Source organism: Streptomyces litmocidini (assembly GCF_014649755.1).
GTDB lineage: Bacteria > Actinomycetota > Actinomycetes > Streptomycetales > Streptomycetaceae > Streptomyces > Streptomyces litmocidini.
The window spans coordinates 33,755-46,450 of sequence record NZ_BMTQ01000024.1 but is presented as its reverse complement, the minus strand read 5'-3'; the positions used below and the strand labels follow the sequence as shown (position 1 = coordinate 46,450).

Here is a 12,696-nt window from a genome sequence, read left to right as displayed (position 1 = left end):
GGTGGGGGTCGGCCGGCCGGTCAGCGGATCGCGACCACGCGGTTGGCCAGCTTGCCGACGGATTCGATCTCCACCTCGATCTCGTCGCCGACGCTCAGGCCGCCGGCTCCGACCGGGGTTCCCGTCAGGAGCACGTCGCCGGGGTTGAGCGTCATGGCGGCGGAGACCCGCTCGATCAGTCCGGCGATCTCCAGGAGCATCTGGGAGGTGCGGCCGTGCTGGACGACCACGCCGTTGCGCCGGGCGGTGATGCCCAGGTCGGCGACGTCGATGCCGGTCACGATCCAGGGGCCGATCGGGCAGGAGGTGTCGAAGCCCTTGGCCCGGGTCCACTGGCCGTCGCTGCGCTGGGCGTCGCGGGCCGTCACGTCGTTGGCGCAGGTGTATCCGAGGACGTACTCCTGCGCACGCGCGTGCGGCACGCGGCTGCAGGTGCGGCCGATGACCACGGCGAGCTCGGCCTCGAAGCCGATCTCGTCGGAGAAGGCGGGCTGCACGATCGGCTCGCCGTGGGCGAGCAGCGAGGTGCTGGGCTTGAGGAAGAGCGGGGAGTCCCCGGGGCCGTCGACGGTGCCCGCGTAGTTGCGGCCGATGCCCACGGCCTTGGCGGAGGCGGGGACGGGCGAGAGCAGGGTCGCGGACCGGGCGGGGATCCGGGGGCCGTCCGGCTGCCGGAGCGGTGTCGCCGATCCGTCGAACGGGTTCTGCTCCAGGAGTACGTACTCGATGCCGTCCGGGCCACCGGGGCCCGTCGGTGCGGCTACGACGGCCGCGTAGTGCTCGGTGCCGTCGTGATGGACTCGGACTCGCGCCAGTCGCATACCTGTTCCTCGGGATGGTGGGAGGTGGATTCGGGGTGGTGCCGGTGGACCACCAGGCCGCTCCACGGCTTGGGGGTGAGCGAGGTGGTCTTGCGGGGCATGAGCAGGCCCCGGGCGGCCCGTTCGCGTACCGCCGAGAAGGCGACCGGCGGCAGGATCAGGGCGGTGCCGGACGTGGCCGCGGCCCGTGCGACGGCCCGGTCCCGGCGGGTCTCGAACTCCACTCCCCGGCCGTCCGGCCGTACCCGCGCGATCAGCTGCTCGGCGAGCCGGTAGGCCGCCAGCGGGTCGCGGACGTGGTCCGGCAGCAGGCCGCGCACGTCGAGGGCGTGCCCGGGCCGGGAGGGGAGCGGGGACGGTTCCCCGGCGGCCGCCAGCAGTTCGGCCGCCGGTACGCCGGTCAGCACCCGGTGGATGGCCGACGAGGTGAGGGGGTGGCGGCCGACGTCGACGACCATGGCGAGCAGGGTCCGGCCGGGGCCCGTGGGGTCGGTCCGGTACTGCTCCTCGGCGGCGGCCCAGCGGTGGTGGCCGTCGGCGATGCAGAGCGGCCGGCCCGCCAGGTAGGCGTCCAGCGCGCCCAGTCGTACGGGGTCGTCGACCCGCCACAGCCGGATGCGGCACCCGTCGGCCCGGGTCTCGACCAGCGGCCGGCCGGCCGTCACCCGGTCCAGGCAGGCCGCGCCGGCCTCGACGGAGGGGGCGGCGGCGGGGCCCGCCTCGGAGCCGTCGAAGCAGAGCAGCACCGGTTCGAGGTCCGCGCCCGCGGCCTTGCGGCGGCGGGCCTGGGCCCGCACCCGGTGGGGGTCGACCCCTTCGTGCGGGCGGACCTCGGCGGAGCCGGGGTGCGCCAGGTCGAGCACGCCGATCAGGCCCCGCTGCACGCGCGCGTCGCCGGTGCGCTGTTCGACGACGTACAGGCTCGGGTCCGCGTCCTGGCGGAGCACCTCGCGGGCGGTCCATTCCCGCAGCAGCCGCGCGGTGCCGTCGGGGTGTTCGCCGGTGTCCCGTCCTTCGAGGAGGTCGGGCCGGACCAGCCGCAGGAAGGCGTGGGGGTGGGCGGCGAGGGCGGCGGCGCGGTCGGCGGTGACGCCGTCGCCGGGCGGGCTGAGGAGTCCGTGCGGGGGGCCGCCGGCCGCCGGACCGTACCGCAGGGCGCGGAACGGTCGCAGCGGCGCGGCGGTGGACCGGATGCCCGTCCTCACTGCTGGGGCGCCACGTCGATCCGCAGCATGTCGCGCAGCTCGGCGAAGCGGGCGTCGAGGTCGGCCGCGTCGTCCACGGTGAAGACGACGTGGCCGTGCGCCTGCCAGATGTGCGGGGGCACCTGGACGGCGTCGCCGATGTTCTTGTAGAGCTCGACCTCGACCACGCCCTCGGAGGCGCGGACCTCCTCGACTCCGCTGATCGAGGTGATCACGCCGGCCTTCTCGGCGAAGAACATGAAGAAGCCGGTGGGGCGGACCGGGGCCGGGGGGTCCAGGTCCGGGGTGCGGCCGAGCGACACGTCGAGCACCGCGTCGACCATGTCCACTCCGGTGCTGGTGAGCACCGAGCGGTAGATGGGGCCGCCGCCGAGCCGGGCGGCGGTCTCCAGGATGACCGGCTCGCCGTCGGCGGTGATGCGGAACTCGGTGTGCGTGGCGCCGGTGTGGATGTTCAGGGCGTCGTGCGCGTTGGCCGTCAGTTCCTTGATGCGGGCCTGGAGTTCGGGGGCGAGCCGGGTGGGGGTGCAGTAGAAGACCTCCTCGAAGAAGGGGCCCTCCATCGGCAGCGGCTTGTCGTGGATCGCGACGACGTGGGTGACGCCGTCCCGGACGATGGACTCGACGCTGATCTCGTCGCCCTGGATGTAGCCCTCCAGGAGCAGCGCGGCGCCGTACTTCTCGCGGTCGGCGCGGTACAGCGGGTCGTAGTCGAAGCCGTCCCAGGAGCCGGAGCGGATCAGCTCGAAGTGCTCGTCGAGCTCGGTCTCGTCGTCGACCCGGCGGACGTACATGCTGCCGCCGCCGATGAGCGGCTTCATGACCAGCGGGTAGCCGATGTCGGTGGCCAGCTTGCGGGCCTCGTCGAGGGTGTGGGCGAGGCCGAAGCCGGGGCCGGGGACGTCGCCGTGGCGGGCGAACTCGGTGCGCATCTCGAACTTGTTGCGGGCGATGTGCGCGGTCTTCTCGGAGACGAACGGGACGCCGAGGGCGGCGGCGACCGCGGCCGCGGCGGGCACGCTGTGCTCGACGAAGGCGACGACCGCGTCGATCTTCTCGGTCTCGGAGGCGGCGAGTTCGAGGGCGGCGGCGACGGTGTCCTCGATGCTGCTGGTGTCGGCGGCGACGACCCGGTCGACGAACTCGGTCTCCCAGGTGGGGTTCTTGACGATGAGGAGCAGGCGCTCCCCGTGCAGGCGGGCGCGGGCGAAGTGCCGCTTGCGGCTGGCGTTGCTGGTGTGCAGGATCAGGACGCTCATGTGGGTTCAGTTCCTCTTCAGGGTGAGCAGGAAGTCGGGTGCCATCTCGGTGGCGGGGACGACGCACTCGACGAGCGTGGGCCGGGCCCGGCCGTCGGCCGGGGCGAGGATCTCGTCCCAGGCGCTCTTGAGCGCGTCGGTGTCGGTGACGCGGTGCGAGCGCCACCCGAAGGAGGCGGCGACCGACTGCCAGTCGACGGAGGTGAACGAGGAGCTCACCGGGTCGCCGCCGAGCAGGTCGGTGGCGTGCCGGTCGATGAGGCCGAGGCGCTCGTTGTTCAGCAGGAAGTAGACGAGCGGCAGGCCGAGCCGGGCCGCGGTCTCCATCTCGTGCATGGCCATGGACAGTCCGCCGTCGCCGCCGATGGCGACGACCCGGGCGCCGGGGCGGGCCACGGAGGCGCCGATGGCGGCCGGCAGGGCGTAGCCGAGGCTGCCGGTGCCGCGCGGGGTGAGGAGCCTGCGGGTGCCGCCGCGCAGCCGGACGGCGGCGCCGGCCCAGCCGCTGGAGACGCTGGCGTCGGCGACGAGGACGCCGTCCTCGGGCAGCGCGTCGGTGAGCATCCGGCACAGGGTGTCGGTCAGGCCGGTGTCCCAGCGCGGCTCCGCGCGGTGGACGGCCGGTCCCTCGTAGCGGAAGCCGTCGAGTTCCCGCCGGAGCGCCTCGCAGAAGGCGCGGACGTCGGACTGCACGACGATGCCGCCGCGGGCGCCGCGGACCAGTTCGGCCGCGTCGTCGCTGACGTTGACCAGGGTCTGGTGGGGCTCGGGCCAGCTGTAGCCGTCGGAGGACTTGTCGCCGAGCTTGCTGCCGAGGACGATCACGCAATCGGCTTCGTGCACGTAGCGGTTGGCGACTTCGAGTCCCTTGGCGCCGGTGACGCCGAGCGAGTGGACGTCGTCCTCGTCGACCGCGCCCTTGCCGTTGAGCGTGGTGGCCACGGGCAGCCCGGTCTCCCGGGACAGGGCGCGCAGCTCCTCGACGGCGCCGGAGAGGTGGACGCCGCCGCCGGCGACCACGACGGTCCGGCGGGCGTTCCGCACGGCGTCGGCCGCGGCGGTGACGAGCGCGGGGTCGGGGTAGGCCCGCACCTGCGGGTAGGCGCAGCCCCAGGACGCGGACGCCGGGCTCGGACCGCCGTGGACGGGCTGGTCGAGGCTGTCGGCGGGGAATTCCAGGAGTACGGGTCCGGTGCGGGGGGTCGCGGCCGAGGACAGGGCGCCGGCCACCTCCTCGCGGGTGCGCTCGGCGCCGGCGAGCCGGACGGTCTTCTTGGTGACGGGGCCGAACAGCGCCTGCTGGTCGACCTCGCCGGTGGCCCAGCGGTCCTCCTTGCGCCGCGCCATGCCGCTGGCGAGGAAGACCAGGGGGGTGGAGCTGTTGCGCGCCTCCAGGAGGGCGGGGGTGGTCCAGGGCGATCCGATGCCGCCGGGCGCGTCGCACACGCCGACCCGGCCCGAGATCCGGGCGTACGCCTCGGCCATGTAGCCGGCGCAGCGCGGGCAGCGGGCCAGCACGTGGTCGACCTCGGGGCGCTGCTGGAGGGCGACGTAGAGCGGGAGCGAGGTCTCGCCGGGGAAGCCGAAGACGTGCTGGACGCCGGCGCGGGCGAGCTCGTCGACGGTGGCTTCGGCGACGGTCGGCGCCGTCGGGGCGGGGGTCGCGGTCACGGGGGTGGAGGGCAGGCTCACAGGTCGGCCTCGGCGATCTCGAAGTCGATGACCTGCGAGGGGGACGGGCGGTGCGGGCGCACCCCGCCGGTCAGGTTGACCAGGACGTTGGCGTCGGAGGGCACCCGGCCGTCGGCGACGGCCGCGATCACTCCGGCGAAGGCGGTGGCCGCGGCGTGGCAGACCTCGATGCCCTCGACGGTGCGGAGCAGGTCCTTGGCGTGCTCGATCTCCTCGGTGGTCACGGCCCGGATGTCGCCGCCCGACTCCTTCGCCACGTCGCGGATGTAGGGGTAGCTGGGGGTGGGGTTGCCGCGCAGGATGGCGTACGCCGGTCCCTTGGGGTTCCTGACGATGTGCCGGTCCTGGATGGTCTCGGAGTCCTCGGCGTACGCGTGGGCCATGGGGGCGCAGCTGGCCTGCTGCATCGCCATGAAACGCGGCAGCTCGGAGAGCCGGCCGAGCTTGAGGTACTCGAGGGCTCCCTTGTACGCGCCGAGCAGGCCCATGCCGCTGCTGACCGCCTGGAAGACGTAGTCCGGGGCGGCCGGCATGGCGTCGAAGGCCTCCAGGTAGGCCAGCTTGAGGCCCTCGCGCCGGGAGAGGCTGAAGAAGCCGCCCTCGGAGAAGAGGCCGTTCTCCTCGGCGTAGCGCTGGGCGGCGTTGCCGGCGGTGGCGAATTCGCCGTCGATGGCGTACGTCTTGACCCGCGGGTGGTCGCCGTAGTTGAGGCGGTGCACGAACGCCCGGCCGGCGAAGATGTGGGCCTCGAAGCCGGGCACGACCTGGACGGCGCGGCCGTAGGAGGTCGAGCTGTTGCCCGTCGAGGCGAGTGCGAGCTTCCTGATTCCGAGCTCCCCGAACCGGGAAATGCCCATGGAGGCGATACGGTCCTTGGTGGAGCGGGTCGGGTTGAAGGACTCGTCCTTCAGGAAGAGGCCGGGAAGGCCTATCTCGGCACCGAGCTTGTGCGACTGAATACAGGGCGAGTTTCCGTCGCCCAGCCACACGACATTCTTCGGGTCCCGCACCGGAATGAGCGGGAAATAGCGCAGGAGCGGATTGGGGGAATCCTCCCACTCGGTCTGCGCGGCGTGATCGAGGTCGTAGATGGCGTCCATGGCCCCGGAGCACTCGGGGCAACGGTTGAGCGTCGGGTCGTCGCTCTCCTTCCCGCAGCGAATGCAGCAGTGGTGGATGACCTTCTCGCTCGATCCACGCGCGTAACTGTCTATAAGTTCCGCGTACTTGACGAACGGCATGACGGACCCCTTGGGCGTCGATGGAGTACTGGAGGCGGGCCGGCCTGCGGCCTGGTGGCGGACGTCTGCGCCGGGCGGCAGAAGCGGCGGGCGGCAGAAGTGGCGGGCTGCAGAAGGCCGATGGGGCGATCGCACGGACCCCGGACGGTTACGGCATACCGTCCGGGAGGCCCGCTCGGGCGATGCCGGAACTCAGTGCCAGATGATGTCGGGCTGCGGGTAGACCGCGGGCCGGGTCGTGCCCGCGAGCGTCACGGACGACCCCACCGAGGCCGTCGAAGAGGTCGGGAACACTTCCTCGGCGGCTTGGGTGACCATCAAGGAAACCGCTGCGGAAAAACCAAGGACAACAAGGGATCGCGTGAATGCATCCACGAACTGCACGTCATTCTCCTGAGTTTCCCTTGCCAGGTCACGGCAAGGCGCTCGATGTTCTGCCGGGGTGCGGCGGAAGTAATCCTGCGGCCGCGAGTAGGCTGCGCACCAGATACCACCGGTGTCATCAAGTTGCAGGCAGGAACCCCCCACCCGGACAGGAACGCACAAGTGGGCAAGAAACGGACAGAATGCATTGACCACGAAGCAGCGGAGCGCATTCCTGCCAATAAAGCGGAGGGATTCGTTCCAGTGATTTCTCAACAGCCTGTTGAAATACACCGGACAGGCCACCCTCCCGATACCCTTCCCCGGCTCACCGAGATCCACCAGCTCCTTTACGAACGGGTTCTGCGCAACGGCCGGGCACACGCCGAGGCACTCGCGGCGGAGACCGGGCTGGCCGGGACCGAGGTCGCCGCCGGGGTGGACGACCTGCTCCGGATGCACCTGCTCCGGCTCTCCCCGCAGGACGGCGCGCTGATACCCAGCAGCCCCGAGGTGGCCGCCGCCCATCTGACCGGCCCCATCGAGGCCCAGGTGCAGCTCCACCGGCGGTCCATCGAGCAGATCCGCTCCCATCTGCTCACCCTCAACCCCACCTACATCGAGGCCCGGCACCTCGACCGGGGCGGCACCTCGGTCGAGGTGCTCACCGGACTGCCCGCCGTCCAGGCCGAGCTGGGCCGGCTCACCTCCGGGTGCCGCACCGAGGTGTTCGCCGCCCACCCGGTGCTGCCGCCCCCCGAAGCGCTGGACGAGGGCTTCCAGCGCACCCTGGACGCCATCGAGCGGGGCGTGGGCATCCGCACCCTCTATCCGCACGCCGTCCTCGCCCACCCCTACATCCAGGCGCACTTCGCGAAGATGACGGACCACGGCTCGCAACTGCGCACCAGCGACCAGGTCGCCGAGCGCATCATCGTCTTCGACCGCGAGGTCGCCGTCCTGCCGGACCGCGTCCGGAGCTCCGGGGACGTGGGCGCGGTGGTCGTCCGCGAGCCCGCCGTGGTCGACTACCTGTACCGCTCGCTCGACAGCCTGTGGAGCACCGCCACCCCGTTCTGCGCGGCCCCCAACGGCTTCGGCTACGGCCAGGCCAACGGCGACCTCCGCCGCGCCATCGTCGAACTCCTCGCGCTCGGCCACAAGGACGAGGGCGTGGCCCGCCGCCTGAGCATGTCCGTACGGGCCTGCCGCCGCCACATCGCCGCGATCATGGAGTCGCTCGGCGCCGAGAGCCGCTTCCAGGCCGGCTACCTGGCGGCCGTCCGGGGCCTGCTCGGCCCGTCCGGACCGGACCGGACGCGTCCGCAGGAGGAGGCGGCGGCCGGTCCTTCGGGCGTCGGCTGATCCTGCGGACCCGGCGCGGCCTCCGGACGCCGGACGGACTCCTCCGAAGGGCGGGGCCCGGCGGCGGGCCCGGCGGCGACGGAGATCGGCGGCGGCGAGGGTCGGCCGCGGCGGGGATCGGCTCCGGCAGGGGTCGGCCGCGGCGGGGACCGGCGCCCCGTCACCGCGACGCTTCGGCGGGCCGCTCCGCACGGCCGAACGCGAGGTCGAGGACCCGGCGCCACCTCACGGGTGGCGCCGGCGCGGGGACGCCCGGGCGGTCGCGCGGCACGAGGACGCGCAGGGCGCCGGGCCGCAGCGTGCAGACGACCGGGGCGGGCATCCGCAGCGCCTCGCCGTCGACCGCCACGGAGATCTCCTCCGTGTCGGAGGTCACCTCGACGCGGTGGGCGGTCAGGACGGTCAGCGCCGTGGACTGCGAGCCCCGGACGGCCAGGTCGGCTGCCTGCGCCGCGTCCATGACCTTGATCCCGAGCACCCCCAGCTCGCCGTCGTCGAGGCTGGGCCGGCGGCCGCCGCCGCTGATGTCGTCGGGCGAGACGTACGGGTTGTTGCTGACGAGGAGGGCCTGCTGGGCCGAGAGCACCGTGCCGTCGACGCGCGCGTCGATCCGTCGCACGCCCTCGCCGAGCAGCAGGTCCGGCATGAGGGAGAGCGCCGTGCCCGCCTTGTCGTCGCGGTACTCCGGGTGCTGGACGACATCGGCGTACACCCCGAAGGACACGGTGTTGACGAAGGCCCGGCCGGCGACGTCGCCGAGGTCGATCCGGAGTTCCTCCCCGTCGGTCAGCGCGTCGAGGCAGCGGGACGGATCGGTGCGGTCCAGGCCCAGGTCCATGGCGAAGTGGTTGCGGGTGCCGGCCGAGACCACCAGGAACGGCAGGTCGTGCTCGGCGGCGACCGCCGCGACCAGCGCCTGCGTGCCGTCGCCGCCCGCGACCCCGAGCAGGTCCGCTCCCCCGGCCACGGCCTCGCGGGCCAGCGCCTCGACGTCGGCCGGGGCGGACGGGTCGAGCAGGATCACCCGCGCGCCGAGCTCCTCCGCCCGCTCCACCAGGTGGAAGCGGCCGACCTTCCCGTCCCCGGACTTCGGGTTCATGATCAGGACCGGCCGCCGGGGCCGGTCCGCCGGTACCGCCCGCATCGACCGCTTCGGAAGCGCCCTGCGCAGCGCCGCCCGCGCGCAGGCCAGGGCCGCGCCCCAGCACAGGCACAGGATCAGCGCCGTCAGCCACAGGCCGGCGAACGTGAAGAGGACCAGGACGCCGACGGGCGCGGCGACCGCGAGGAGCGCCCCGAGCAGGCGCACGGCTCCCCTGCGCGACACGAACCACCAGACGCCGGCGGCGCAGAGGACGAGGCCGAGGAGCCCGGCCCCGACCACCGCGAGGCCGCCGCCCCCGATCGCGAGCAGGAGCACGGCCAGCGAACCGACGGCCGCGAGCAGGGCCAGCCGCGCCAGCAGCCGCGCGGCCGGATTCCCTGCGGGTCCTGACCCTTCCATGCCGTCCTCTCCCCTGCCGTGCCCGGCCGCGGGACCGCGCCCGTCCCGGGACCGTGCTCGGTCCCGGGACGGGGCGATCACCGCGGGACCGGGCGATCGCGGGACCGAACGATCGTGAGGCGTCGTGTCCGGTCCGGGGCACCAGCCTGCCCGTTCCCGGTCCCGGGGGCATCCGGATGCGGGCCGTTCGTGCTCCTCGGGGCCGCTCCGGGCCGGTGGGGACGGGGCGGACGGCCGGCGGTCGGCCGGCGGTCGGCCGGTCGTCAGGCGCGGCAGCGCAGGAGCTCGAAGGGCGGGTTGGCGAGGCAGTCCGCCCAGAAGTCCGCGCCGAACTCACGGACGCCGGCCTCGGAGATCTCCAGCGGCACCCAGGTCAGCTCGCTGAAACCGGCCGCCCGCAGGGACCCCTCGTACACCTCGCGGCGCGGGCAGGCACCGACGAACGAGATCGGCGGGTCGAGCAGCGCCGTGATCCGGACGCGCGGCCCGGTCTCGATCTCCTCGCCGGTCGCCTCGCAGAGGAAGCCGTACTTGGCGAGGGACGGCCCGTCGAAGCGGTAGTCGGGCTTCTGCGCGAGCACGAAGAACTCGCCCCCGGGCTCCAGGCTCCGGTGCACATGGCGGCACATGCGCTCCATGGCGGCGACGTCCGGCGCGTAGTTGAGCAGCTGGACCCCCAGCGCGACGTCGAAGCGCCGGCCGAGGTCGCGCAGCTCGGACACGTCGCCCACCTCGTAGCGCACGCCCAGCGGTTCGCCCTCCTCGAAGGCCCGCGCGGCGTCGACCATCGCGCCGGAGATGTCGACGCCGAGCACCTCGGCGGCGCCCCGCCGCTTGAACTCCCTGCTGTAGAAGCCGGTGCCGGAGGCGAGGTCGAGGACCGACCTGCCCCGTACGTCACCGACCAGGCCCAGGAAACCGGGCACCTCCCCGTACCGCGTCAGCGGCAGGGACTTGAACCCCTCGAACGCCTCGCCGATCTCGTCGTACAGCTGCACGCCCATCGCGCCGTCCTCCCCGTCGCCCGGTCATGTCCCCCGGTGATCCGTCGTGCCCCGGCAGTCTTGCCGGACCGCGGCGGCGGCCCGTACTGGCGGATCCCACGAAGTCCCGGACGTCGCGTCGGCCTCCCGCACGGGAGCGCGCACGGTCCGGGGGCCGTCGAGGATCACGGGACTCCTCCGCCGGTTCCTGTTATCGGCCCGCCTCCCCGTGATCTCCCAGGTGTTGGCCGTAGACGACAGCGGGAACGGACAGGGTGATTCGGAGCATGGGCGCACAGCACGGTACGGAACTGGTCAGGGCGGCACAGAGCGGGGACCCGCGGGCGCAGGACCGGCTCATCGCCCTCCACCTGCCCCTGGTCTACAACATCGTGGGCCGGGCGATGAACGGTCACCACGACGTCGACGACGTCGTGCAGGAGACGATGCTGCGGGCGCTCGCCGGCCTCGGCGGCCTGCGCTCGCCGGACAGCTTCCGGTCCTGGCTGGTCGCCATCACCATGAACGGCGTCCGCAGCCACTGGCACCGGCAACAGCAGGCCGGCCCGCCCACGGGCGGCCTCGACGACGCCCGTGAGCTCGCGCAGCCGGGGGCCGATTTCGTGGAGCTGGCCGTGGTCCGGCTGAACCTTTCCGGCCAGCGGCGCGAGACCGCCGAGGCGACCCGCTGGATGGAGCCGGACGACCGGGACCTGCTGTCCCTGTGGTGGCTGGAATGCGCCGGTGAGCTGAGCCGCCACGAGGTGGCCGCCGCGCTCGGGCTGTCCCCGCAGCACACCGCGGTGCGGGTCCAGCGGATGAAGGAGCGGCTCGAGACCGCGCGGGTCGTCGTACGGGCCCTGTCGCAGAACCCGCCATGCGCGACGCTGCGGTACGAGACCGACACCTGGGACGGCCGGCCGTCGGCCCTCTGGCGCAAGCGCATCGCCCGGCACGCCCGCGCGTGCGCGTACTGCGCCGGGCTGTGGAGCGGGCTCGTACCGGCGGAGGGGCTGCTCGCCGGGCTGCTCCTGGTGCCCCCGGCCGCGATGCTCCTCGCGGGCGTCCGCGAGCGGGCGGGCTTCGGGACCGCCGCCGTCGTCTCCCCGTCGGCCGGTCCGCTCGCCGACCCGGCCCCGGCCCCGGCCCCGTTCGCCGGTCCGCTCTCCGCGCCGTCGCACGGTCCGGGAGCAGGGACGGGCACCGGGGCCGGCGGAGGGGCCGCGGGGCGCGGCCCCCGGAGCAGCCGTGCCGCCCGGCGTCGGCGCAGGCAGCAGCGGGGCCGCAGGCGCGCCGTCATCGCGGCGGGCATAGCCGTGGTGGCGGTCACCGGCGGCGCCTTCACCCTGACCACCGGCTCCGAGGAGGGTACGGGGGGCGGGGGCACGACCCTCGCCGCGACGACCGGCACCGGCCTGCCGGCCCCGCAGGAGTCGACCGCCTCTCCCTCGGCCGCCACCCCCTCGGCCGCCTCTTCGCCCTCGGCCCCGAAGACCCCCCGTACGCCCCCGAAGCCCTCGCGGCCCACGCCGACCGCGTCCCGCACCTCGCCCCCGCTCCCGCCCCGGCCGACGCGCACGACCGCGCCCGCGCCCACCTCCGCGCCCCGCCCCACCGGCACGCACACGGGCTCCGGCTCCGACCCCGACCCCGGCTCCGGCTCCGGCTCCGGCTCCGGCTCCGGCTCCGGCTCCGGCTCCGGCTCCACCGAGGAGCAGGTGATCGAGCTGGTCAACGCGGAACGCGCCAAGGCGGGCTGCGGGCCGCTGGCCGAGCACCCCCTGCTGACCGAGGCCGCCCAGGGCCATTCCGACGACATGGCCGCGCGGAACTTCTTCGACCACACCGACCCCGACGGCGACGGCCCCGGCGAGCGCATCACCGCGGCCGGATACGCGTGGTCGTCGTACGGCGAGAACATCGCGAAGGGCCAGACCACCGCGGCGCAGGTGATGGACTCCTGGATGCACAGCCCCGGCCACCGGGCGAACATCCTGAACTGCGGCTTCAAGGAGATCGGCATCGGCCTCCACACCTCCGGGGGCCCCTACTGGACGCAGGCCTTCGGCAGCCGCTGAGGCCTGTGAGGGGTCCGGTGTGACGAGGACGACGTCCGGGAGGGGCATCTTGACGGTTCTCTGACGCGTGAGGCCCGATCCGGGGCTCCCGGGCTGCTTAGGCTGACTCGGCCGTCCGTTCGATGGCCGAAAACCGACAGTCGGGTCGACGCCTCGACGACCCCCGCCGACACCTCAGGGACACC

At 73.7% G+C, this 12,696-nt stretch carries 10 protein-coding genes; 2 read left to right on the top strand and 8 right to left on the bottom strand.

Annotation, left to right across the window (positions count from 1 at the left end; translation table 11 throughout):
- Nucleotides 1-20: 20 nt before the first annotated feature.
- From IE180_RS37285 to IE180_RS33245, 6 genes are all read right to left on the bottom strand, one after another.
- On the bottom strand, nucleotides 21-821 hold the full coding sequence (locus IE180_RS37285; RefSeq protein ID WP_190160674.1) for a fumarylacetoacetate hydrolase family protein: 801 nt from the start codon (nucleotides 819-821) through the stop codon (nucleotides 21-23).
- Nucleotides 761-2,026 (bottom strand): DUF1015 family protein, encoded by a 1,266-nt coding sequence (locus IE180_RS33265; protein WP_190160673.1) that lies wholly within the window; start codon nucleotides 2,024-2,026, stop codon nucleotides 761-763. The genes IE180_RS37285 and IE180_RS33265 overlap by 61 nt, the downstream gene beginning before the upstream one ends.
- On the bottom strand, nucleotides 2,023-3,285 hold the full coding sequence (locus tag IE180_RS33260) for an ATP-grasp domain-containing protein (protein ID WP_190160672.1): 1,263 nt from the start codon (nucleotides 3,283-3,285) through the stop codon (nucleotides 2,023-2,025). The genes IE180_RS33265 and IE180_RS33260 overlap by 4 nt, the downstream gene beginning before the upstream one ends.
- A gap of 6 nt (nucleotides 3,286-3,291) precedes the next feature.
- On the bottom strand, nucleotides 3,292-4,956 hold the full coding sequence (locus tag IE180_RS33255) for a thiamine pyrophosphate-binding protein (protein WP_190160671.1): 1,665 nt from the start codon (nucleotides 4,954-4,956) through the stop codon (nucleotides 3,292-3,294).
- A 17-nt stretch (nucleotides 4,957-4,973) separates the two neighbouring features.
- Nucleotides 4,974-6,218, bottom strand: coding sequence for a threonine synthase (locus tag IE180_RS33250; protein WP_190160670.1), 1,245 nt, complete (start codon nucleotides 6,216-6,218; stop codon nucleotides 4,974-4,976).
- Between the two features lie 192 nt (nucleotides 6,219-6,410).
- On the bottom strand, nucleotides 6,411-7,043 hold the full coding sequence (locus IE180_RS33245; protein ID WP_190160669.1) for a hypothetical protein: 633 nt from the start codon (nucleotides 7,041-7,043) through the stop codon (nucleotides 6,411-6,413).
- Between IE180_RS33245 and IE180_RS33240 the strand changes: the two genes are divergently transcribed.
- Nucleotides 7,020-7,946, top strand: a complete 927-nt coding sequence (locus tag IE180_RS33240) for a helix-turn-helix domain-containing protein (RefSeq protein WP_190160668.1) — start codon at nucleotides 7,020-7,022, stop codon at nucleotides 7,944-7,946. The two genes, IE180_RS33245 and IE180_RS33240, sit on opposite strands and share 24 nt — an antisense overlap.
- A gap of 160 nt (nucleotides 7,947-8,106) precedes the next feature.
- On the opposite strand, the gene IE180_RS33235 is transcribed toward IE180_RS33240, so the two are convergent.
- Both IE180_RS33235 and IE180_RS33230 read right to left on the bottom strand, forming a co-directional pair.
- The gene (locus tag IE180_RS33235; protein WP_190160667.1) at nucleotides 8,107-9,450 is read right to left on the bottom strand and encodes a diacylglycerol/lipid kinase family protein; all 1,344 of its coding nucleotides are present in this window, start codon (nucleotides 9,448-9,450) and stop codon (nucleotides 8,107-8,109) included.
- Nucleotides 9,451-9,713: 263 nt separating this feature from the next.
- Nucleotides 9,714-10,454, bottom strand: a complete 741-nt coding sequence (locus tag IE180_RS33230; RefSeq protein WP_190160666.1) for a class I SAM-dependent methyltransferase — start codon at nucleotides 10,452-10,454, stop codon at nucleotides 9,714-9,716.
- Nucleotides 10,455-10,720: 266 nt separating this feature from the next.
- Here IE180_RS33230 and IE180_RS33225 point away from each other — a divergent pair, with 266 nt between their 5' ends.
- Nucleotides 10,721-12,511 (top strand): sigma-70 family RNA polymerase sigma factor, encoded by a 1,791-nt coding sequence (locus IE180_RS33225; RefSeq protein ID WP_190160665.1) that lies wholly within the window; start codon nucleotides 10,721-10,723, stop codon nucleotides 12,509-12,511.
- Nucleotides 12,512-12,696 lie beyond the last annotated feature (185 nt).

Excerpts from the sequence above, each read along its gene's own strand:
- IE180_RS37285 (WP_190160674.1), bottom strand. The coding sequence starts at position 821 with ATGCGACTGGCGCGAGTCCGAGTCCATCACGACGGCACCGAGCACTAC.
- IE180_RS33235 (WP_190160667.1), bottom strand. The coding sequence starts at position 9,450 with ATGGAAGGGTCAGGACCCGCAGGGAATCCGGCCGCGCGGCTGCTGGCG.
- IE180_RS33260 (WP_190160672.1), bottom strand. The coding sequence starts at position 3,285 with ATGAGCGTCCTGATCCTGCACACCAGCAACGCCAGCCGCAAGCGGCAC.
- IE180_RS33225 (WP_190160665.1), top strand. The coding sequence starts at position 10,721 with ATGGGCGCACAGCACGGTACGGAACTGGTCAGGGCGGCACAGAGCGGG.
- IE180_RS33230 (WP_190160666.1), bottom strand. The coding sequence starts at position 10,454 with ATGGGCGTGCAGCTGTACGACGAGATCGGCGAGGCGTTCGAGGGGTTC.
- IE180_RS33250 (WP_190160670.1), bottom strand. The coding sequence starts at position 6,218 with ATGCCGTTCGTCAAGTACGCGGAACTTATAGACAGTTACGCGCGTGGA.